At 38.3% G+C, this 22320-nt stretch carries 19 protein-coding genes, 2 tRNA genes and 1 pseudogene; 2 read left to right on the top strand and 20 right to left on the bottom strand.

Annotated elements, in window-relative coordinates; translation table 11 throughout:
• Positions 1-48 precede the first annotated feature (48 nt).
• From L6471_RS04670 to prmC, 16 genes and pseudogenes are all read right to left on the bottom strand, one after another.
• Positions 49-1005: an endonuclease/exonuclease/phosphatase family protein gene (locus tag L6471_RS04670; protein ID WP_027453273.1), complete on the bottom strand. Its 957-nt coding sequence runs from the start codon at positions 1003-1005 to the stop codon at positions 49-51.
• Positions 1006-1077: 72 nt separating this feature from the next.
• A complete protein-coding gene (gene metG / locus L6471_RS04675; RefSeq protein ID WP_237797486.1) occupies positions 1078-3153 on the bottom strand; it encodes a methionine--tRNA ligase in 2076 nt (691 codons plus the stop codon).
• A 96-nt stretch (positions 3154-3249) separates the two neighbouring features.
• Positions 3250-3801, bottom strand: a complete 552-nt coding sequence (locus tag L6471_RS04680; RefSeq protein ID WP_237797487.1) for a hypothetical protein — start codon at positions 3799-3801, stop codon at positions 3250-3252.
• Positions 3802-4900: 1099 nt separating this feature from the next.
• Positions 4901-5641 (bottom strand): annotated as a pseudogene (locus tag L6471_RS04685) (YifB family Mg chelatase-like AAA ATPase).
• A complete protein-coding gene (locus tag L6471_RS04690; protein WP_094448304.1) occupies positions 5641-6729 on the bottom strand; it encodes an acyltransferase in 1089 nt (362 codons plus the stop codon). The pseudogene L6471_RS04685 and the gene L6471_RS04690 overlap by 1 nt, the downstream one beginning before the upstream one ends.
• A gap of 9 nt (positions 6730-6738) precedes the next feature.
• Positions 6739-8286 carry a YifB family Mg chelatase-like AAA ATPase gene (locus tag L6471_RS04695; RefSeq protein ID WP_006282696.1) on the bottom strand — a complete coding sequence of 516 codons (1548 nt, stop codon included), beginning with the start codon at positions 8284-8286 and terminating at the stop codon, positions 6739-6741.
• Positions 8287-8352: 66 nt separating this feature from the next.
• Positions 8353-9360, bottom strand: coding sequence for a DUF4369 domain-containing protein (locus L6471_RS04700; RefSeq protein WP_006282695.1), 1008 nt, complete (start codon positions 9358-9360; stop codon positions 8353-8355).
• A gap of 30 nt (positions 9361-9390) precedes the next feature.
• A tRNA-Leu gene (locus L6471_RS04705) sits at positions 9391-9476 on the bottom strand.
• Positions 9477-9496: 20 nt separating this feature from the next.
• Positions 9497-9569 (bottom strand) — tRNA-Gly (locus L6471_RS04710).
• 66 nt (positions 9570-9635) lie between these two features.
• Complete coding sequence (locus tag L6471_RS04715) at positions 9636-10190, bottom strand: hypothetical protein (protein ID WP_074548103.1); 555 nt, start codon at positions 10188-10190, stop codon at positions 9636-9638.
• 7 nt (positions 10191-10197) lie between these two features.
• On the bottom strand, positions 10198-11535 hold the full coding sequence (gene argH / locus L6471_RS04720; RefSeq protein ID WP_006282693.1) for an argininosuccinate lyase: 1338 nt from the start codon (positions 11533-11535) through the stop codon (positions 10198-10200).
• 51 nt (positions 11536-11586) lie between these two features.
• Entirely contained in the window at positions 11587-12006 is a 420-nt protein-coding gene (locus L6471_RS04725; RefSeq protein ID WP_006282692.1) for a hypothetical protein, read from the bottom strand.
• Positions 12007-12025: 19 nt separating this feature from the next.
• Positions 12026-12658 (bottom strand): orotate phosphoribosyltransferase, encoded by a 633-nt coding sequence (gene pyrE, locus L6471_RS04730; protein WP_006282691.1) that lies wholly within the window; start codon positions 12656-12658, stop codon positions 12026-12028.
• A 116-nt stretch (positions 12659-12774) separates the two neighbouring features.
• The gene (locus L6471_RS04735; protein ID WP_006282690.1) at positions 12775-13470 is read right to left on the bottom strand and encodes a ComF family protein; all 696 of its coding nucleotides are present in this window, start codon (positions 13468-13470) and stop codon (positions 12775-12777) included.
• A 9-nt stretch (positions 13471-13479) separates the two neighbouring features.
• Positions 13480-13962: a regulatory protein RecX gene (locus L6471_RS04740; protein WP_027453147.1), complete on the bottom strand. Its 483-nt coding sequence runs from the start codon at positions 13960-13962 to the stop codon at positions 13480-13482.
• Positions 13959-14786 (bottom strand): peptide chain release factor N(5)-glutamine methyltransferase, encoded by an 828-nt coding sequence (gene prmC / locus L6471_RS04745; RefSeq protein ID WP_027453146.1) that lies wholly within the window; start codon positions 14784-14786, stop codon positions 13959-13961. Before prmC ends, L6471_RS04740 begins: the two co-directional genes overlap by 4 nt.
• A gap of 59 nt (positions 14787-14845) precedes the next feature.
• On the opposite strand from prmC, the gene ribD reads away from it, so the two are divergent.
• Positions 14846-15808, top strand: coding sequence for a bifunctional diaminohydroxyphosphoribosylaminopyrimidine deaminase/5-amino-6-(5-phosphoribosylamino)uracil reductase RibD (gene ribD, locus L6471_RS04750; RefSeq protein ID WP_006282687.1), 963 nt, complete (start codon positions 14846-14848; stop codon positions 15806-15808).
• Between the two features lie 52 nt (positions 15809-15860).
• On the opposite strand, the gene L6471_RS04755 is transcribed toward ribD, so the two are convergent.
• The 3 genes from L6471_RS04755 to L6471_RS04765 all read right to left on the bottom strand — a co-directional run bounded on the left by L6471_RS04755 (position 15861) and on the right by L6471_RS04765 (position 19353).
• A complete protein-coding gene (locus tag L6471_RS04755) occupies positions 15861-16334 on the bottom strand; it encodes an RNase H family protein (RefSeq protein WP_006282686.1) in 474 nt (157 codons plus the stop codon).
• Between the two features lie 13 nt (positions 16335-16347).
• On the bottom strand, positions 16348-18165 hold the full coding sequence (gene argS / locus L6471_RS04760) for an arginine--tRNA ligase (protein WP_094448308.1): 1818 nt from the start codon (positions 18163-18165) through the stop codon (positions 16348-16350).
• Positions 18166-18294: 129 nt separating this feature from the next.
• Positions 18295-19353: an alpha/beta hydrolase gene (locus L6471_RS04765; RefSeq protein ID WP_237797488.1), complete on the bottom strand. Its 1059-nt coding sequence runs from the start codon at positions 19351-19353 to the stop codon at positions 18295-18297.
• Positions 19354-19431: 78 nt separating this feature from the next.
• On the opposite strand from L6471_RS04765, the gene dinB reads away from it, so the two are divergent.
• Complete coding sequence (gene dinB / locus L6471_RS04770) at positions 19432-20523, top strand: DNA polymerase IV (protein ID WP_006282683.1); 1092 nt, start codon at positions 19432-19434, stop codon at positions 20521-20523.
• Here the strand turns inward: dinB and L6471_RS04775 are convergent.
• Positions 20516-22285: a GH25 family lysozyme gene (locus L6471_RS04775; protein WP_237797489.1), complete on the bottom strand. Its 1770-nt coding sequence runs from the start codon at positions 22283-22285 to the stop codon at positions 20516-20518. The genes dinB and L6471_RS04775 overlap by 8 nt on opposite strands.
• Positions 22286-22320: the final 35 nt, after the last annotated feature.

The raw sequence follows: 22320 nt of genomic DNA on the forward strand, positions 1-22320 counted from the left end.
CAAATAAAATTCTCTTTTTTCATAATCCCATACTGATATTCTTAGATATTACCTATGCTTTTCTTCGTATCTAAATCTTGCAACTAGTGGTAAATGGTCACTGTATCCATTTTGATATCTAGGACCTAAATAGCATCTTTTGGGATGCACAGATCCATACGTTGTATCTTCTTCGAGTAGAAATGGTAAGTCTCCTATATAGCATGTATCTGCTAATGGAGCCATGTTATTGCTGCATATAATATGATCAAGACTTCCCCAGAGACCGTGATAGCGATATGTTCCTTTCGCTCTATGGGCTCCATGAGCATTTTCTGATATTTCTATCATACCATGACTGTTAATGCTGTCTAGCGAAAGAGAATGAGAGTAATCGTTAAAATCTCCAGCGACTATGATTTTGGCTTGAGTTGATAAGGCTTTGATGGAATCTATTGCGTTGGTAAGGTAATGGGCAACTAGTAGGCGGTGGTGACGTGATTTTTTTTCTCCACCTAATCGACTAGGGGCGTGTACCACAAAAATATGTAAGGTATCATCTGTTAGATTTTGACCACAGACATATAGAATGTCTCGTGTAGGTCGCATGTCTGGAAGTGGTTTTATACGAATGGAGTAATGTCGTATTGGTCTGAAGCTAATAGGTTGATACATAAGAGCAACATCGATACCTCTAGTGTCAGGTGATTGGGTGATAAAATACTCGTATCGTGCTTTTCGAAGTAATGAGCGTTTGGTCAAATCTCGGAGTACACTATCGTTTTCTACTTCGCATAATGCTACCATATCGGGCAATTGCCAACCTTGTATGGAGTCTTCTCCTAGGGCAATAAGTTCTTGGCTAATGTGGTTAAGTTTGTGCCAGTATCGCGTCTTAGTCCAGTGATAACTTCCTTCTGGCGTAAATTCTATGTCGTTTTTTAAGGAATCATGCTGGGTGTCGAAGAGGTTTTCGCAATTGAGTTCTATAAATGTGAAGAAACTGATGACTAAAGTGAGAAACATGAATTATTAGATGTAAAATAGGCCGAAATCCATGATGGAATTCGGCCTGAACTATATTTATGAGTGATATGTTTATCCTACTTGACTGCCTGGCTTAACAGAACCTAAGGTTGAGGTAACTGTAAGACTGCCATCGAAATTGACAGCGCTAAGAATCATGCCCTGACTTTCGATACCCATCATCTTACGTGGAGCAAAGTTAGCTACGAAGAGAACATCTTTGCCTATGAGATCCTCTGGATTATAGAATTTTGCGATTCCAGAAAGGATCGTTCTATCTTGACCACTGCCATCGTCAATAGTGAATTGAAGCAGTTTATTGCTCTTTTTCACTTTCTGGCAATCCTTAATATGGCCTACACGGATATCAAGTTTCTCGAAGTCTTCGAATGGGATATTCTCCTTGACAGGTAGTGCTTTATAATTTGCAGCTGCAGCTGCAGCCTCATTAGCCTTCTTGGTATCTTCGAGTTTCTGTAGCTGAGCATCGATAGTCTCGTCCTCAATCTTCTCGAAAAGTAAATGCGGTTCTGCCAACTGGTGGCCTGGTTTGAGTAACTCGGTGCTACCAAGTTCTGACCAGTCAAAACTGTTAAGATTGATAAGTTGACGAAGATCTTTACTGCTGAAAGGCAAGAATGGTTCGAAGGCGATAGCTAGGTTAGCAACCAATTGTAGTGAGATGTAGAGAATAGTCTCAACACGTTTAGGGTCTGTTTTCCACACCTTCCAAGGCTCGCATTCTGTAATATACTTATTGCCGATACGAGCGAGATTCATTGCCTCTTTCTGAGCTTCACGGAATTTAAAGATATCGAGGAATGCTTCCATTTTCTCTTTAACATCCTTGAATTCCTGGATAGCATTCTTATCAACTTCCTGTAATTCGCCGCAAGCTGGTACTATACCATTCCAGTATTTCTTGGTAAGTTGAAGAGCACGGTTTACGAAGTTGCCATAGATTGCAACCAATTCAGAGTTATTGCGCTCTTGGAAATCTTTCCATGTGAAGTTATTATCTTTTGTTTCAGGAGCATTGGCTGTAAGAACATATCGAAGCACATCCTGTTTGCCAGGGAAGTCTTTCAAGTACTCATCCAACCATACAGCCCAGTTTCTAGAAGTTGAAATCTTGTCATTTTCCAAATTCAAGAACTCGTTAGCAGGAACGTTATCTGGTAAGATATAGTCGCCATGAGCCTTCAACATAGTAGGGAAGATAACGCAATGGAATACAATGTTATCTTTGCCGATGAAGTGAACTAGACGAGTTTCTGGATCTTTCCACCATTGCTCCCAATTGCCAAATTTTTCAGGCTCTTTGTCGCAAAGTTCCTTGGTGTTAGAGATGTAGCCGATAGGTGCATCAAACCAAACATACAAGACTTTGCCATCAGCACCTTCAACAGGTACAGGGATACCCCAGTCTAAGTCGCGGGTCATGGCACGTGGCTGCAAGTCCATGTCGAGCCAGCTCTTGCATTGTCCGTAAACATTAGGACGCCATTCTTTGTGGCCTTCTAGAATCCACTGTTTCAACCATTCCTGATATTCGTTCAAAGGTAAATACCAGTTCTTGGTAGTCTTGATAACAGGCTTAGAACCAGAGATGGTAGAATATGGGTTAATCAGTTCCATAGGACTCAAATCACTACCACATTTCTCACATTGGTCACCGTATGCCTTAGGATTATGACAATGAGGACATTCGCCCATGATATAACGGTCAGCGAGGAATTGATGTGCTTCTTCATCATAGTACTGATCAGAATCTTTCTCAATGAGTTTACCCTCGTCATAAAGCTTCTTAAAGAAGTCTGAAGCCAATTTGTTGTGAGTTTCAGAAGTAGTGCGGCTATAAATATCGAAACTGATACCAAACTCCTCGAAACTTTCCTTGATAATCTTGTGATAGCGGTCACATACATCCTGTGGAGTTATGCCTTCCTTTTTGGCACGAATTGTAATAGGCACACCGTGCTCGTCAGAACCACCGATGAAGATAACATCCTTCTTCTTGAGGCGAAGGTAACGGACGTAGATATCTGCAGGAACGTATACACCTGCAAGATGACCAATATGTACACCACCATTAGCATATGGTAAAGCTGCTGTAACGGTTGTACGCTTGTAATTCTTCTGTTCCATTAATGTTTTTGATATATTGCTTTTTGATTGCAAAAGTACTATAAATCAGAGACATGACCAAAAAATGCTCTCATTTTGTGAGGTCTAGAGACTCTTTTACAGTGTTTTTTCAATTCTAATTCTTCGCATTGGATTATAGGTATAGATACTGTAAGTTCCATTGCTATATTCCTGTTCGTAACCATCGTGAGCTAATGTGAAACCTGGTGTTCCTAAAATTTGATTTACCAGATTCTCGTAGGCCTTATTATTATATACACCGATTTCTACATTTTCGCTGATTGCTACATAGCTAGATGTACCTTTCTTCTGGGCTTTTGGCAAGTCGAGATATGCACCTGTACTAGTTTGTTTAGGAAGTGTACAGTTTTTATAGAACATGGCCTTATATTTATTGACACGATAGATTTCATAATTCTTTTTGAATTGATAGCCATATTTGGGCAGAATCTTTTCGGCTGCACTCGGGTCTTGCATCATCTGAAGAGCTTCTGCAATAGAAAGAAATTCGCGGTTGGCTTCTACTTGAATGATAGCTGTTGTGTCAACAGCAGGTGCTGTAGTTGTTGTGGCCATTTGTTTTGTGCTACAGTTGCTCATGGTGAAAACCATTATAGCTGCAGCAACAAGGTTAAATATCTTCTTCATTGTCTATAAGTTTAATTTTGATGGTAAAGTTACAACAAATAATTGAGATAATCTTATTTTATGGTAAGATAATGCAGCTTACTTATGAATTATATGAGCACTTAAAATAGTGTGTAAAAGATGATATAGATACACCGTATTCTGTCACAACGATAATAGTCGATCTGCTTTCTACAATCTATAATAGGTAAACTGTTAAATAAAATATCAAAAAAACATGGCCGCCAGAAATCGTCATCTAGCTCGAAATCTTCAACTTTGGTCTGACTATTTTGTATCTTGCTACTATGTTCTACCCTCACTTTCGGAAAAAATATAGCTATTAATGGGTAAAAGCATATATTTGTGCCAATAAACACTATGTTATTATTGCCTAAACACTATGTTTTTTAACATGCAAAACCTATGTTATTGCCAAGCTTCTTTCAAATCAATTAAGTTGCATCTGAATAACATGCTGATATTCAGCTAGATATGATATACTGCAAAATTTGCATATTTGATGTGTACTAGCATACTCCCTACAAATATGCGAGCTACAAAATAGTTTATGTCAATAAAATTCGGTATTCTTTAATGCTTTCTTCACATATTAATTGTATTCATCTGTAACAAAACTAAAAAAATATTCATACCACTTTTGGCTTGATTTTTTCTTCCATCTGTTTTTAGTCTTTTGTAGTCCTGTAATATATTGTTTAACACGTTTCTTCTTGGATTCTGTATATTGATTCAGTGGTAACACACAGCCTCTATCTTCTTTGTTTTTTAACCTAGAGTCAAAAAAATGAAGAAAAACACCCTATAAGGGTAATCATCATCACTTGGTCCAGGCTTATAATACTCTTTCTTTAAATAGTCCACCAATACATTTTTCCCATCTGTAAATGTAATCTGTTTTAATTTTACTTCATGTTTTTTCTTTTCTTTGTGCAATATGTTATTATAGAGTCGTTTACTTGGGTATAAACGCTCCCGAATTTGTCAAAAACATCGAAATCTTCTGTACCGTGAATGTTTTTTGCAAAGAATTTGATGAGTAAATGGATAAAAAGTAACTTTCGGCATGAGTATGACTGTAGTATATGGTGGCATACTATTATAATCCTCTCTCCGCCCAGTCGCTTCTATCCAAATTGCGATACCCGATGGCTTCAGCGATATGCATAGATTGTATTTTCTCTGAACTGGAAAGGTCGGCAATGGTGCGTGCAACTTTCAGAATGCGACTATAGGCACGTGCAGAAAGATTAAGCCGTTCCATAGCAGTCTGTAGGATATTCAAGGTTTCAGCATCGAGCTCACAGTACTGGTGAATCATTCGGTCTGTCATCTGTGCATTGCAGTGTATCAGTTTAGAATCTTTGAAACGTTCAGTCTGAATGGCCCTTGCTTTCATGACGCGTTCTCGTATTTGTGCACTTGATTCTCCTGGCTCGGCTTTTGATAGGTCTTTAAATGGTATAGCCTGAATTTCACACTGTATATCGATACGGTCAAGTAGAGGACCACTAATCTTATTCATATACTTCTGTATCTGCCCAGGTGTACAGACACAGTGATGTGTAGGATCTCCGTAGTAACCACATGGACATGGATTCATGCTGGCTATAAACATAAAAGAACATGGATACTCTATTGAGTATTAAGAACGACTGATATTGATGATGCGGTCTTCTAATGGCTGTCGAAGAACCTCTAGTGTATGTTTGTTAAATTCGGGAAGTTTATCGCAGAAGAGAACACCATTGTGTGCAAGGCTGATTTCTCCGGGCATTGGATTAGAACCACCTCCAACTAATGCCACAACACAAATATACGATTTTGGTGAGGGATAAATCATATGTTGTCAAAGGTGGATAAGTGTTCTGTTAGAACTCTAACAATCCGCACGCGGAAATAATCTATGGCGCAGCAAATTAAGTAAACAGTAATGCATAACAAAACGGATAACAATGGAATCATGAATAACAGGCAGTTTTCAAACATCTTGGCTGCGTATTTCCATAAGATTTCATCGACAACGGATTGCGTGTGAATGATATAGACCGAAAAGCATAGCGACGCAATGGCATATATGCTTTTTTGAAAATTTCGTCCTTGGATGTTCAGTTGTTTAAAGAAGAGAAATATCGTCACCGAAAAAGGAAGCACCAAGCCGTGATAGGCCATAGCGTATATATAAAAATCATGCCTATTGAAATAATAGTTCTTGGCAACGGTAATGCAATACATCAGCATGAGAATGAGCACAGAAAGGATAGCATAGAACGCTGGGCGACGTCTTGAATCAGCATGAAACCGCTGAATGTATCCTCCTATCATAAACAGATAGACAAAAAGCACGATTTGCTGATTGTCCATGACATATTTGCCAAGAAAGAATTGAAAACAGATGAAAAATCCCAATATCAACACCAGTAGGTATTGGCGTTGAGAAAGCCGTTGGAGTCCCCATGACAACAAAGGTGCAAGAAACATCAGGGCGATGTAGGAGGTGACAAACCAATAGGAATTAGAATAAAGAGGTGTGGCATGCCTGAACATTTCTTCCCATTGGAAGTGACATAGGCCTATGGCGACAGCCAGCAGATAAATGGAAACAGAATAAAACCATGTTATGCTCCAAACTTTCAAGATTCCTTTCAGTCGCCAATGCGTACTATTTACAAGGAAATAACCAGTTATGAGAATGTAGCAATTAACACTAGGCAGGGCAGCGAGTTTCATCAACTCTAGAATACTCCACAATGTAAAGCCATCTACAGATGATACATCCAGGGTAAAATCATCGTAGATATGTAAACCATAGTTGAACACATGGTTCATCAATACGCCAAACATGGCTATCACACGAAGCAGTTCATACTGCACCAAGCGTTTTTCTTCTTTTGTAGTCTTTTCGAGTGAAATTGATTCGTTCTTCATGTTTTTCTATTATAATCCTCTCTCAGCCCAATCGCCTCGGTCAAGATTACGATATCCGATGGCCTCGGCGATGTGCATGGACTGTACTTTCTCCGAGCCGGCAAGGTCGGCGATGGTGCGGGCCACTTTCAGAATGCGACTATAGGCACGTGCAGAAAGATTAAGCCGTTCCATAGCAGTCTGTAGGATATTCAAGGTTTCAGCATCGAGCTCACAGTACTGGTGAATCATTCGGTCTGTCATCTGTGCATTGCAGTGTATCAGTTTAGAATCTTTGAAACGTTCAGTCTGAATGGCCCTTGCTTTCATGACGCGTTCTCGTATTTGTGCACTTGATTCTCCTGGCTCGGCTTTTGATAGGTCTTTAAATGGTATAGCCTGAATTTCACACTGTATATCGATACGGTCAAGTAGAGGACCACTAATCTTATTCATATACTTCTGTATCTGCCCAGGTGTACAGACACAGTGATGTGTAGGATCTCCGTAGTAACCACATGGACATGGATTCATGCTGGCTATAAACATAAAAGAACATGGATACTCTATTGAGTATTTAGAACGACTGATATTGATGATGCGGTCTTCTAATGGCTGTCGAAGAACCTCTAGTGTATGTTTATTAAATTCTGGAAGTTCATCGCAGAAGAGGACTCCATTGTGTGCAAGGCTGATTTCTCCAGGCATTGGATTAGAACCACCTCCAACTAATGCTACTTCAGATATTGTATGATGTGGAGAGCGAAATGGTCGTTGCGCGATGAGTGACGTTCCCTTGTTTAATTTTCCGGCAATAGAGTGTATTTGCGTGGTTTCTAGGCTTTCTGCTAATGTTAGTGGAGGGAGGATAGATGGTAGACGTTTCGCCATCATAGATTTTCCGCTTCCAGGAGGACCAATCATGATAAGATTATGTCCGCCTGCAGCAGCTACTTCTAGTGCTCTTTTTACATTTTCTTGTCCTCGAACATCAGCGTAGTCGAAATCATAATTAGATTGATTTTTGTAAAATTCTTTTCGAGTATCTACAATAGTAGGCTTAAAATCCTGTTTATCGCTCAAAAACTGTATTACGTCAAACAGATTTTTCATGCCGTATACTTCCAACTTGTTAACGACTGCAGCTTCTCTTACATTGTCTTCAGGAACAATTAGGCCCTTGAAATGTTCTGCTCTAGCTCTTATGGCTATAGGTAATGCACCCTTAACGGGTTGTAAGGTACCATCAAGACTAAGTTCACCAACAAGCATAAATTCATGAAGATGATTGCTAGGGATATTTTCATTTGCAGCCAATATTCCAATAGCTAATGGCAAATCAAATCCACTACCTTCTTTTTTGAGGTCGGCTGGTGCCATGTTTACGGTTATATCAGCTATTGGGAAATGGTAGCCACTATATTGCATAGCTGCTGATATTCTATCTTTGCTTTCTCTTACAGCAGTATCGCCTAGTCCGGTTAGGTGGTACATTACACCTCTGTTGAGGCTAACTTCTACAGTTACTGTAGTAACGTTTAAACCATTTACTGCAGCACAATATGTTTTAACTAACACTTTTGGTAATTTTCTGTTTAAGTAAATATAATGGTATAGGGGTGGATTATTAAGTGTAGTAAGAAATTATGGAAAAATCTTATTTAGTCTATCTCTAAGGTCTTGAGACTTTAAATCACGAGCTATGATTTTACCATCTTTGAGTAGGAGGTTTCCTGGTAAAGATGTTAGTCCTAATGTTTTGATGGTTTTGCCATCAAACATATCTTGGTCACAAATATTAGGCCAATTAATAGAGTCTCTTTTCATGGTTTGCTGGCAATCTTTTTTGCTGGCATCCACGCATATGCTCATTAATTTTAGTTTTCCCTGTGATTTTTGCTGTATACTCTTTAAGAAGCGTTGAAGATTTTGACTTTCGAAATCAGAAGATGTCCAAACATTGATGACTGCATAAGGTGCAGAGCTCAAGGTACTACTAGCAAACATTTTTCCCTCAGTGTCGTAGGCTGTAAAGTGGGGAAGGTTAGCTTGCTCCTTGGCATTCTTTAATTGTTGAAGACTTATGGTCATTCTCTTTATATATCCATTTTTAGGTTGAGCAGCTTCCATCTGTTTAAGCAATTCGGCAGCCTTGGTATAATCAGGATATGATTTGTCAAGGAAGTATGTTCGCACAAGATAAGTGCTGACAATTGATTCTGGATGATCCTTGATAAATATTTCTGCTTTTTTTATCATTTCAGGAGGTGATACATTGAGAATCATCTCTCTGAAGTGGTTCATTAGTTCATTAGCTTCTGAACCTTCAACCTTTAATTCTTTTAAATGTGAAGCATCAGCTTTGATAGTTACACTTGTACCAGGTTCTGCAAAAATAGGTTGTTGGGAGAAATTTGGGAATATGATAACCAATGTTCCTTCGTTATGGCAAGGTATTTCATAATCAATCTCTCCACCAGAAATCTGAATGGTATCAATGCCTGAAATAACACCATCTGGGCTGTAAATATAAAATTCAGCCTGATTCATGTGAAGAAATTTTCCACTAATTTTAAAACGGTCACTTTTTATCCCGCAAGAACAAAGAAATAGAGAAAAAAAGGTAAGTAATAAAAAGGTAATCTTTTTCATAAAATAAAATATTCTTTAGGAAAAAGATTGTGCCGCGAGCGGGACTCGAACCCGCACAGCCATTACTGGCCAAGGGATTTTAAGTCCCTCGTGTCTACCAATTCCACCATTGCGGCTCCATCTTTTAAGGAATTTGAGCGGAAAACGAGACTCGAACTCGCGACCCCAACCTTGGCAAGGTTGTGCTCTACCAACTGAGCTATTTCCGCAAATTTGCGATTGCAAAGGTATGATTATTTATTCAATCTACCAAATGAATTTACAAATTTTAATATTTAGTTGATAACAAGTGTACCATTTGGTCCTGATGTGCTAGCTCTATATTGTATCATAGCTTTGCCTCCTTCGCCACTGGCGACGAGTCCCGTGCTAAGATCGTAATAGCGTTTGCAGTTGCTGCAATAGGTTTGTCCGTTGCTATTTACGGTAAGATTTTTGTATTTACTCTCGTTATAGCAGTTAGGGCAAAGAAGGTCATAGGCTTTAAATTGATTGTCCAAAATACCAAAACCAACAATGACTCCATTGTTTTTGCCAAAAATATAGCCTCTCTGTTGATCTTGATACGTAAAAGCTACATCATCTGTACCGCCTTGATTACTTTCGATATGAAAGTAAGGTTTACCATTAATGCTCTTCTTGCTGAAAGTAACAAAAACATTTGAACTGATAGTCATAGCCGCTGCAACTTTGGAATTATTGTTTGTACTGTTATCGAATATCAAATAACAAGAGTTGTCATACTGGTTGTCTGCACAACTGGCAGACAACAGTACAACCCCTATTCCAATTAATAGTTTGCAAATCTTATGGACATGTAAAAAGTGCATTCCGTGATTATTTAATCAGTTCTTTTTCGGCTTTCTCTACTTTGTCAAAGTGGAAACCTGCAATGTTTTCATCCATCAGTGCTTGTATCTGCTCATTGCAAAGGTTGCCAATTGAGCCTTCGTGAGTATGATGAATGTTTTTGTTAGCCTTAAATGTTCCTGCTTCTATTTCTAGGCCTACTTTCTTGTAAGCGTCACGAAATGGAACTCCTGATGCAGCAAGGTTATTCACTTCCTCTACTGAGAACATAGGATCATACATCGGATTGTCAAGAATATGCTCATTTACTTCTATCTTATTGATAATGTAGGCGGCCATCTGAAGACAATCTTTTAGTTCTTCGAATGCTGGCAGGAATACTTCTTTAATAATCTGAAGATCACGAAAATAGCCAACGGGTAAATTATTCATGATAAGCATTACCTGTTGTGGTAAACTCTGAATTTTATTGCTCTTGGCACGGATTAGTTCGAATACATCAGGATTCTTTTTGTGAGGCATGATGCTCGAACCGGTGGTGCATTCTTTTGGCAGCTTAACAAAACTGAAATTTTGGCTGTTGAACATGCATGCGTCAAAAGCCATTTTGGCTAATGTTCCTGCTACTGATGCTAAAGCAAATGCAACATTACGTTCCATCTTACCGCGGCCCATCTGCGCATATACCACGTTGTAGTCCATAGAGTCAAAGCCCAATAGTTTGGTGGTAAGTGTACGGTTCAATGGAAAACTGCTACCATAACCTGCTGCACTTCCCAAAGGATTACGGTTAGTAATCTTGTAAGCTGCTTGAAGGAAGGTTACATCGTCTGCTAGACTTTCTGCATAAGCACCGAACCAAAGACCAAAGCTGCTAGGCATTGCAATCTGTAAATGGGTATAACCAGGCATCAGTATATCTTTGTACTGATTGCTCTTCTGAATAAGTTCGTCAAACAGAATTTTGACAGCTTCAACGATGTCTTTCAATTCTTGTCGAGTAAAGAGTTTCAGATCAACAAGTACTTGATCGTTGCGAGATCTTCCGCTGTGTATCTTTTTGCCGATATCACCCAGTTTATTAGTAAGCATAACCTCTACTTGTGAGTGTACATCCTCAATACCGTCTTCGATTACAAATTCGCCTCGTTCGCAAATAGCATAAATATTTTTCAACTCTTTTAACAGGACGTTGAGTTCCTCTTTTTTGAGTAATCCTATGGTTTCAAGCATGGTAATATGTGCCATAGAGCCCATGACATCATATTTTGCTAAATAAAGGTCCATTTCACGATCTCGACCGACAGTGAATCGTTCGATCTCTTTGTTGACTTCAAAATTTTTCTCCCAAAGTTTGTTTGCCATAATTTTGTAAATTTAGAGTCTTCTCGTCTAGTTATCGTTGAATCCGTATTGTTAATCTTCATAAGGTATTATAGCCATAACGTCTGCTATCTTTTCGATGCTTTCTTGTAAAGGCTTTTGTACCATACCCTTAATGAATGGGTTTAAGTCGGCCTTGATGGTCAACTTCAGCTTGCATGAAGTTTCTGTTACCGGTAAAATCTGAATCCAGAAATTAAAAGGAACAGGACTGTTTTCTGTTTCAAACTTAACCATCTTTGGTTCCTCACGATTGATGATTCGCAGTTTGATATCGCCCACCATTGGAGCTTTGATCGAGATAGAGTCTGTGTCAAAAGTCAAATCTTCTATCTTATCTGCAGGGATCTTGTCTTTTATTTTACCGATATTATTCATATCGCTAAGTGTACGATAAACAGATTCCTGTTTGTGAGGAATCTGTTTAATAGAACTTTCAAATGTACTGCTCATGTTTGTCTTTTTGCGTATATTATTTTCTCCAATTAGCTGGATCTTTGCGCCATTCGTGAAGAACTTCTACATCTTCGTTAGAGATATAGCCTGTTTCTACAGCTTCTTCTACTACATGTTCATAGTCTGTCAAAGTGACGAGCTTAACGTTTGCATCCTCGAAAGCCTTTTTGGCTACAGGGAAACCGTATGTGTATGAAGCTACCATACCTATAACTTCACAACCATTCTTGCGGATAGCGTCAACAGCCTTCAAAGAAGAGCCACCTGTAGAGATTAAGTCTTCAATGACAACAACCTTGCTACCAGGTTTCAGTTCGCCTTCAATCAGATTTTCCAATCCGTGATCTTTTGGTTTACTTCTTACATAAACGAAAGGCAAGCAGAGCTCGTCTGCAACCAACTGACCTTGAGCGATAGCACCTGTTGCAACACCAGCTACAGCATCAGCTTCTGGGAAGTGCTCCAAAACAGCGTGAGTAAGTTCTAACTTGACATAGCTGCGTAGATCAGGATAAGACAAAGTCTTACGGTTATCACAGTAGAAAGGAGATTTCCAGCCAGAGGCCCATGTAAAAGGGTTGTTTGGCTGCAACTTAATAGCTTTAATCTTTAATAACTTAGATGCAAAAACTTTTTTTAGCTTATCCATAATATTTATTGGCCTTTTATATGATAATATGTTATTATTAGTGCAAAGTTACAATGATTTTGTTTCTTAATCGTAGCTGTATTGTTAAAAGTAATTAACATTTTAATAAAAAGGTCCTAGCCTTTGGAATATCCAAGGGTAAGTATACTGATTTTTACATTTCCTGCTTTGGCAATTTCTTTTCCACATGATACCATGGTTGCTCCGGTTGTGCAGATGTCATCGATAAGAAGTATGTGTTTGCCTCGTACTTTTTCAGGATGCGTCAGTTTGAACAGACCTCGTACATTTTCTTCACGTCCCCATCTGCCTTTATGTGTCTGGCTACTCTTAAATTTGGTACGTTTTACGATATGTTCTTCCACTCTAATGCCTGTTACTTCCTGTATGCCTTTAGCTATTTCGTTACTCTGATTATATCCTCGTTTCAGTTTGCGGCTCCAGGATAAGGGTACAGGTATAATACAGTCAATATCATCAAAGAAGTGATTTTTGCTAAATTCGAGTGCTGTCATAATTCCCATATGATATCCGATAGTGGGGTGATTATCATATTTAAGATTGTATATGATTTGACTAGCAGGTGCATGTCCTTGGTAGTAGAATAAGGCTGCTGCACGTTCTATTGGTATTTTTGCCCAAAATAGTTTCGCCATTTCGTTTTCATATGGGTCTTGCCAATAATAGGTCCGAGGAAGGTGAATATTGCAGCTGGTGCAGATGACATGCTCACTGGTATGTAGCCTTCGACCACAGATATAGCAAGTGCGTGGGGCGATAAGATCGAATATGCATTCTAAGATACTTGCCATATTGTAATTTTAAAAATCGTTGTCTGGTATATCATCGATATGATTTAGGCATTTTTTGATAAGATCCATGGAAAAACCTCTTCCCATAGCAAATTTGATGAGCTTCATATTTAATTCATAGTCATTTTTGGCTTTGATAGACTTACGTTTACTCTGTAGTATAGGGCGTAAAACATCGAGATATAACTTGTTGTCGATTTCTTCAAAGATGGGGTCGGATATATCTTTGGAAATATGTTTTAGGTATAATGCTTGTTCTACCTTTTTTCGTCCCCATTTGTTATATTTTATTTTATCATTGATAAAAAACCGAGCAAAGCGACTATCATCTACATATTTCTCCCGAATAAGATATTCCATATTTCTAGCGATAGCATCTTCTTCTAGCTCCCATTTCTTCATTTTTTCCAGCATTTCCTGAGAACAGTGTTCTGATTGTGAGCAAAGTTTTGTCAGTTTGAATAGAGCTTGTTGTTCTGATATTGGTTTCATTCTTTTATTGACTTGGTAAAACGATATTTGCCAAATTGGTCTTGAATCAATTCGTTTTGTTGTAATCCTTCTTGCTGGAGCATACGAAGCATGGCGTCTGCGCAGAGGGGATTTATTTCAAAGAGTAATATGCCTTTCGGCTTCAATGCACGTACAGAGTATCGTGCTATGGCTGTATAAAATTTCAGAGGATCTTGATCTGGTACAAATAGGGCTAATTCTGGTTCGTAATCCAGAACATTCTTTTCCATATTTTGTCGCTCTTTGTCCATTATGTATGGTGGATTGCTCAGAATGACATCCCAACAGGATTGATGGTCAGGTGCATTGAGAGCATCTTGCAAATGAAAATCTACGGTGGCATTCAAGCGTTGGGCATTGTCTTTTGCGATTTGCAATGCTTTTGGGGATATATCCCAGGCTGATACTTCTGCCTGTGTATGCTCAAGAGAAGCTGTAATGGCAATGCATCCGGAACCTGTACCGATGTCGAGAATAGTCTGTTTTTGATTGACTTTAGGGATATAATCCAATAATTCTGCTGTCTCTGGACGGGGAATCAGAACACCTGGCTCAACATGGAATGTTCTGCCATAGAAATCGGCACTTCCAAGAACATATTGTACGGGTTCTCCTTTTTCGATTCGTTGTATATTTTTCTCTAGTTCATTCTCTTCTTCTGAAGATAATTCACTAACTTTGCCGATAACAATGTCGGTCATAGACATATTAAAAAGACGCTCAAGTACCAAACGGGTGATGGCACGTGCTTCGCCTGCTTCATATAGGGGAGTAAGTCTTTGCCAAATTTGTTGATAAGTCATGATATAAAACCAGGGTTTCTTAATTTTGCCCTTCGTGCAAAAATAATAAAAATAAGCGTATGAACCAAAAATCGATAGACGAAAAATATATGCGCCGTTGTATAGCAATTGCTCGTAACGGTCTGAATTCTGCCAAACCAAATCCTTCGGTAGGTGCTGTAATCGTTTCTGCAGATAATCGAATAATAGGAGAGGGCTATACTTCTTCTTATGGTGGTCCTCATGCTGAGGTAAATGCATTTGCTTCGGTTAAACCAGAAGATGAACATCTTTTAGCCGATGCTACACTCTATGTCAGTTTGGAGCCATGTTCACATTATGGAAAGACACCTCCTTGCGCTGATTTAGTAGTTCGAAAAGGTGTAAAGCGATGTGTTTGTGGTTGTATAGACCCTTTCTCTGAGGTGCAGGGACGGGGTATTAAGAAGTTGAGAGATGCTGGTATTGATGTTACAGTGGGAGTCCTTGAAAAGGAATGTAAGGCTTCGAATAAGCGCTTCTTTACATTTAACATGTTGCATCGTCCTTATATTATATTGAAATGGGCGCAGACGATTAATGGTTTTATGGGAGGGAAAGATAGATTGCATATTTCTACACCTTTTACCCAAATGCTTGTGCATCAGCTTCGTGCAGAGTGTGATGCTATTCTTATCGGGAGAGGAACTCTTGAGAGTGATCATCCGCAATTGAATGTACGTGACTGGTATGGTCCTTCACCAGAACGGATAGTATTAAGTCATAATACAGATGGTATACCTGAAGGTTTTCTTGCATTTACAGACATCGATTCTGTACTTACTCATCTTTATCAAGAGAAAAAACAAAGTTTAATAGTTGAAGGGGGAGCACAGATTCTTCAAGCTTTCATAGAAGCCGGGCTTTGGGATGAAATTCGTATAGAAACGTCTCCATTTACAATTACTGAAGGTATTAAATCTCCAATTCTTCCTTATTCGGCTCAGCTTGTGCGACAAAAAATGTATGATGGAAATCGTATCAGTTGGTATGAACACTTGTAATTCATATATCAAAAAAGAGTAAGTAGAATCTAAATACTACTTACTCTTTTTTTTATTTTCTACCAAAGTCGGCTGGAATTTCTCCCCATTTTGTTGTTTCCCATTTTAAAATAGGTACTGTAACAGCATGTGTTTTCAGCCAGTTTTCAGCTCTTTCTATAATATTATAGAGCTGGGCTGTCTGAGCATTCCGTTCCATTTTGGTTTTGCATTTTTTCTTATTGACCCACAAGATGGCATTGTAGCTGTCAGAATAGATTACTTTATCCTTGATGCCTTTTTGCTCCATGAGGGCTAAGGCATGTACAATGGCTAGAAACTCTCCAATGTTATTGGTGCCATGAGTCGGACCAAAATGGAATACCCGAGCACCTGTTGTCAGGTCGATAGCTTGATATTCCATGGGACCAGGGTTGCCACTGCAAGCGGCATCTACTGCCCAAGCATTGGCTTTAACCTCATTAGGAATAGGTAATACCGTATCTTGTCGCCAGTCTGGTGGATTAATCAGTTTGTCGTTTGCCATTTATAATGTCTGATTACATTCTCTCTGGAACTTGAATTCCAAGGAGTTCCATACCATTTTTGATAATCTTTGCTACGTTTTCAGCGATGACCAGACGGGTTACTCTTTCTTCCTCAGTATCAGCCTTCAGAATACTGTAGTCATGATAGAACTGGTTGAAGTCTTTTGTCAGTTCGTAGCAGTAGTTAGCAATACCACTTGGAGAGTAGTTTGTGCCAGCTTCAGCAACAGCAGCAGAGAAGTCGTTCATCTTTTGGATTAACTCAATCTCTTTTTCATTCAGAGGAGCATTATCACTTAGAGATGCAGGTATATTGATATTTTGCTCTTTAGCATTACGCATGATACTGCGAATACGGGCGTAGGTGTACTGAATGAATGGACCTGTATTACCATTAAAATCGATACTCTCTTCAGGGTTGAATAGCATATTCTTTCGAGCATCAACTTTGAGAATGAAGTATTTTAAAGCACCCATACCAACGATACGAGCTATTTCATTCTTTTCTTCCTCTGTCATATCTTTAAACTTGCCCAATTCGTCAGATGTCTCACGAGCGTCTTTCACCATTTCTGCTATCAGATCGTCGGCATCAACAACAGTTCCCTCACGGCTCTTCATTTTACCGTTTGGCAATTCTACCATACCATAAGAGAAATGTACCAAGTCTTTACCCCACTTGAAGCCTAGACGGTCGAGGAGAATAGAGAGTACCTGGAAGTGATAATTCTGCTCATTACCAACTACGTAGATCATCTTGTCGATAGGGAAGTCTGAAAAACGCATATCGGCAGTACCGATATCCTGAGTCATATATACAGAAGTACCATCAGAGCGAAGCAACAATTTCTCGTCAAGACCATCCTTAGTAAGGTCTGCCCAAACGCTGTTATCATCACGACGATAGAAAAGGCCTTTTTCCAACCCTTCTTCTACTTTTTTCTTGCCTTCGAGGTATGTATTTGATTCATAATAAATTTTATCGAAGCTTACACCAAGAGCTTTATAGGTCTCGTCAAAACCTGCATAGACCCAAGAATTCATTTTAGCCCAAAGTTGGCGAATTTCTGGATCATTATTTTCCCATTTTACAAGCATATCGTGAGCTTCCTTGATAAGTGGAGCTTCTTGCTCTGCTTTTTTCTTAGCTTCTTCTTCATCCATACCTTCGGCTGTATATTGAGCTACAAGCTCTTTTACTTCCTCTCTGTAATGTTTGTCGAAGGCTACATAGAAGTCGCCAATGAGGTGGTCACCCTTTTTACCTGCTTTTTCTGGAGTTATATTATTTCCCCATTTTAACCAAGCTAACATACTCTTGCAGATATGGATACCTCTGTCATTTACAATATTAGTTTTAACTACCTTATTACCATTAGCTTCCATAATCTGAGCTAGAGACCAACCTAAAAGATTGTTACGTACGTGGCCTAGGTGGAGAGGTTTGTTGGTGTTAGGAGAAGAATACTCAATCATCACGAGAGGACTATTCTCTGTAACGGGTTTTTCGCCGAATTTAGGATTAGCATTGATTTCATTCAGCAATTCTACCCAAGCGGCAGGTGCGATAGAAAGGTTAAGGAATCCCTTAACAACGTTAAACTTTGCGATAGCTTTGCAATTAGCTTGTAAGTATTCACCGAGTTCTTGAGCTGTGTCCTCTGGTTTTTTCTTGGAAATCTTCAAGAATGGGAACACTACCAAGGTTAAGTTACCTTCAAAGTTACTGCGAGTCTTTTGCAGCTGTACCATATTTTCTGGTACTTCCTGTCCGTATAGTTCTTTTACTGCCGCAAGGACAGCATTACTGATTTGATTTTCAATCTTCATACCGGTATAATAATATAAATTCGAATTTTGCTGCAAAACTACATAAAAAAAATGAGATATTTGGGGCTATGTCTGATTATTTGCTCTATTTGACTGTATCGAGTGCATAAATAACAAAATGCTTTGTGATTAGTCTCGATCTACAGGTCGTCCCTTAAAATAGGTATGGATACCATCTGTAGCATAGCCGTCACCTTTGTAAATGAACTGATTACCACCCCAAGCGTCAGAAATAATTTTGCCATTATAATAAGCGTGATTTTTGTCTCGGGCATATCCTCCTCCTAAATCTTCTGTTTCTATAGGGTTTAATTTGGATTCTATCTTTCTTTTCTTTTTGTTGATAGATTTTTGGCTCTTGGTTGTAGATAATAATATTTTTTGCATATAATTAGCTACTAAATGAGCAACTTCTTGTTCATGTTTTGAAAATCCATGATCCATTAAGTCCATCAGGTGAAACTCGCTGTTTTTGATGATATAGCTGAAGCGTTGCCCATAAGTGTAAGGTACTATTTTATCCTTGTTTCCGTGAATAATGCAAGCTGGGCCTTGATAATTTATGGCGGTTTCGTAAATAGGCAGATTAAACGCTGTGCGGATATAGTTGGCACCTAATTTCTTACCATTAAATAATTTTACACCGTTAGGAGCATTAAACGGGTCGTACATGGCCCCCATTGTATTTCCTCTGATGCAGTCATCACGTAACACTGCCGCTGGAGCCAAAAGGGCTATAGCAGATATTTTTTCATGAGTTAGCTGGCCGCTGAGCATGGCTGTTACAACTCCTCCTTGGGAGTGCCCTATAATTCCAATATTTTTAATAAATGGTAGTGCTTTTACATAGTAATATACCTGTAAGGCATCTTTTATTTCGTTGGGTACAGTCATGTCTTCAAATTCCCCTTCGCTATTGCCGTGGCCATTAAAATCGAATCGAATACTAGCAATGCCTCTTGCCTCTAGACTATCTGCGACATTTCTAAGTAAAAATTCATTTTTGTTGCCCATAAATCCATGACAAATAATCACCATAGGTATTTTTTGCTCATTTGTAGTCATAGGCTTTTGAATAATGGCATCAAGTAAACCATGGTCTCCTTGAATCTTGACAACTTCAGAAATAGCAAACACATGAAGTGTGCAGAAAAATAAGAAAGTGGATAGTAAAAAATATTTCTTCATAAGTCGAATTTTATAGGTATATGCAAATATACGTTTTTTTTCCTTTTGTATGCTATCTTTTTTGTATTTTTGCATATTATGGATCGAAGGAAAATCATACATATTGATATGGATGCATTCTTTGCCAGTGTAGAGCAAAGAGATCATCCTGAATGGAGTGGCAAGCCTTTGGCTGTAGGTCGTGATGGTGATCGTGGTGTCGTGTCGACAGCAAGTTACGAGGCTCGAAAATATGGTGTTCATTCTGCCATGTCGATTCAGATGGCTAAGCGGTTATGTCCTAATTTGATAATAGCAGCTAGTCATCATAGTTACTATGCAAAAATATCGCATCAGATTCATGAGATATTTCAAGATTATACAGATAAAATTGAGCCAATTAGTATCGATGAGGCCTTCTTAGATGTAACAGTAAACAAAAAGGGTAGTGATTTGGCTGTTGATATCGCTAAAGAAATAAAGCAACGTATTTTTGAAACTGTTCATTTGACAGCCTCTGCTGGCATTTCTTATAATAAGTTCTTAGCTAAAATCGCTTCGGATTATCGTAAACCTGATGGATTATTTGTAATTCATCCTGATAAAGCGCTTGATTTTATAGCTCAATTACCAATTGAAAAATTTTGGGGAGTTGGTCCTAAAACAGCTCTTCGAATGCATCATGTCGGTATTTTTAATGGATTACAATTGCGGCAGTGTTCTGTCAATCATTTAAAAGAACTGTTTGGCAAATCTGGGCCTGTTTTCTATAATTTTGCTCGTGGTATAGATGAACGTCCTGTTATTAGTGAGCATGTCAGAAAGTCGGTAGGATGCGAACAGACTTTTTTAGAAGATATAAGTATTCGTTCATCAGTTATCATAGCACTATATCACATCGTATTAGAATTGGTAGAGCGTTTGAAAAAAGATGATTTCAGAGGTAAAACATTGACTTTGAAAATTAAATATGGTGATTTTACTCAGAAATCGAAAAGTATTACACAACAAAAATACTTGCGAGAGAAAGATACGATTCTTCCTCTCGCAAAACAATTGCTTACTCAGTTTAGATTTGACGCAAATCACCCTATTCGCCTGATGGGGCTATCTGTATCAAATCCTCATGAAGAAGTTATAGATACAGAACCTCACTGGGAAGAGGGCTTTTTGGATTTTGATTTTACCTGATGGTATGTTTGTCTACAAAATCGGAAAATTGGCTTTGATAGCCATTAAATACGGTAATATCTACTTCTCCATGGATACCACTTACACGTCCGTCTGGCGCTAATTGCCAGTATGCTAGTTTTACATCAGGCTTATATTCACCGTATCGAGCTATCCAGAATTGATATTTGTGTTTTAAGTCAGGGGCCATAGGTAGATACCGGTTTACAAACATCTGGCTGATATATAGTACAGGTTTTACACCTGTTTTTCTTTCTACAATATGCAGCCATGTGCGTATTTGGGAGAACAATTTTTGTGCACCACCCATTTTGGCTATTTGTTCGTGAGAAGGTTCAACATCAAGTACTGGAGGAAAATCTCCTTTATGGAAACATGATTTCTTCAAGAAGAAGTTGGCTTGCTGTGTAGCACTCGACGTTGTTGAGAAGAAATGGTAAGTACCTACACGAATGCCTGCAGCTTTGGCCTTATTATAATCATTTTTATAGTATTTATTATAGATAGATTTTCCTTCAGTTGATTTAATATAAGCAAAAGATACTTTATAGTTTATATTTCCTGTAATCTTTTTCTTGCTGAGCTTTCCAAGGCTGATTATTCTAATTTGATTCCAGTTGATTCCATATTTCTTTTTGCCTATTTCATGTTGATATTTACTTACGTCGATACCATAGATACGGTTGCTTGTATAGTTGACTCTTTCGCCATAATATTTATCATTCTTCCATTCTCCAGCTCTGATTTTCTGTTTTGGACGAATAGAAAAACAAAATCCATTTCTTTGGTTGTTCTTCCAAAATCCTTCAGAATAATTACCTTTTCCTGCATTATAATTTCCATATCCATTGGCTATGGCATAACGGTTCATTTCGCCTGTATATATACCGAGAGAATCTTTTCTGATACCATAATACAAGGTGTCATTTTTCCATTTGCCTTGTATCCTGTAGCCGTTCATATTTATCCATTGGTCTTTAGTCAGTTTCCAACCGTTATTCCATATTCTGTCAAATTGGATATTTTTGCAGGAATGAATAGCTTCCAAGCCTATTGTACCATACTTCTGTGTATAGATATAATCAGGTATGGCAGTAAGATATGCTTGATGATTCAAGATATCCACATGTTCTGGTGTTTTCTTGTTTTTGGTTTGAAATATCAGATATTTTCCTTTATGTGCCTTTTCTTTCAATATACATGTCTGAATCGTTTCCTTGCCATGCTGGTCAAGATAGCGTACTGCGAACTTTTGTTTGCTTATAATAGCGAGTTTATCAGAAGATTTAATACTATCGAGAATATGTAGAATTTTTGCAGTTTGAGTAATGACTGAATCTAGCTCAATATTATATTTGGAAACGATAGTAAATCCTTCGTCATCGACGCTATGTACACGTAGGTAATAATGTAACTCTTTACTTTCGCTTGCCATGCTGTCAATTTGGTTTTGGAGTTCTTCTTTATAGCTTTGTACAAATTGACTGACTGGTAGATCTGTATAAGGCTTGAGTTTAGTATCATGATATAGAGTTACCAGTCTGCCATCACTATAAGGTTGTAGAACCCAGCGCTTGGTCCATGCTGCAGGAAAACTCAAAGTATCATTTTTTAAGTATAAAACCTCTTTACCATTGACTGTTAATGCATATTGGTTATATTGGTGTAAAATAGCAGCACAGTTTTCCTTTTTCCGATTAGATAGTGGAATCAGGTGTGTCATTATAAATGCTACTGCAATAATAGTAGTAATCAGAAACATAATTTTTGTTCTGATTTTTATTAATTGAAATAATT

Origin of the sequence: Segatella bryantii (assembly GCF_022024215.1) — a bacterium.
GTDB classification, from domain to species: Bacteria; Bacteroidota; Bacteroidia; order Bacteroidales; family Bacteroidaceae; genus Prevotella; species Prevotella bryantii.

Bases quoted from the DNA above. Each gene is read 5' to 3' on its own strand.
- L6471_RS04670 (WP_027453273.1), bottom strand. From the start codon at position 1,005: ATGTTTCTCACTTTAGTCATCAGTTTCTTCACATTTATAGAACTCAAT.
- metG (WP_237797486.1), bottom strand. From the start codon at position 3,153: ATGGAACAGAAGAATTACAAGCGTACAACCGTTACAGCAGCTTTACCA.
- L6471_RS04680 (WP_237797487.1), bottom strand. From the start codon at position 3,801: ATGAAGAAGATATTTAACCTTGTTGCTGCAGCTATAATGGTTTTCACC.
- L6471_RS04690 (WP_094448304.1), bottom strand. From the start codon at position 6,729: ATGAAGAACGAATCAATTTCACTCGAAAAGACTACAAAAGAAGAAAAA.
- L6471_RS04700 (WP_006282695.1), bottom strand. From the start codon at position 9,360: ATGAAAAAGATTACCTTTTTATTACTTACCTTTTTTTCTCTATTTCTT.
- L6471_RS04715 (WP_074548103.1), bottom strand. From the start codon at position 10,190: ATGCACTTTTTACATGTCCATAAGATTTGCAAACTATTAATTGGAATA.
- argH (WP_006282693.1), bottom strand. From the start codon at position 11,535: ATGGCAAACAAACTTTGGGAGAAAAATTTTGAAGTCAACAAAGAGATC.
- L6471_RS04725 (WP_006282692.1), bottom strand. From the start codon at position 12,006: ATGAGCAGTACATTTGAAAGTTCTATTAAACAGATTCCTCACAAACAG.
- pyrE (WP_006282691.1), bottom strand. From the start codon at position 12,658: ATGGATAAGCTAAAAAAAGTTTTTGCATCTAAGTTATTAAAGATTAAA.
- L6471_RS04735 (WP_006282690.1), bottom strand. From the start codon at position 13,470: ATGGCAAGTATCTTAGAATGCATATTCGATCTTATCGCCCCACGCACT.
- L6471_RS04740 (WP_027453147.1), bottom strand. From the start codon at position 13,962: ATGAAACCAATATCAGAACAACAAGCTCTATTCAAACTGACAAAACTT.
- prmC (WP_027453146.1), bottom strand. From the start codon at position 14,786: ATGACTTATCAACAAATTTGGCAAAGACTTACTCCCCTATATGAAGCA.
- ribD (WP_006282687.1), top strand. From the start codon at position 14,846: ATGAACCAAAAATCGATAGACGAAAAATATATGCGCCGTTGTATAGCA.
- L6471_RS04755 (WP_006282686.1), bottom strand. From the start codon at position 16,334: ATGGCAAACGACAAACTGATTAATCCACCAGACTGGCGACAAGATACG.
- argS (WP_094448308.1), bottom strand. From the start codon at position 18,165: ATGAAGATTGAAAATCAAATCAGTAATGCTGTCCTTGCGGCAGTAAAA.
- L6471_RS04765 (WP_237797488.1), bottom strand. From the start codon at position 19,353: ATGAAGAAATATTTTTTACTATCCACTTTCTTATTTTTCTGCACACTT.
- dinB (WP_006282683.1), top strand. From the start codon at position 19,432: ATGGATCGAAGGAAAATCATACATATTGATATGGATGCATTCTTTGCC.
- L6471_RS04775 (WP_237797489.1), bottom strand. From the start codon at position 22,285: ATGTTTCTGATTACTACTATTATTGCAGTAGCATTTATAATGACACAC.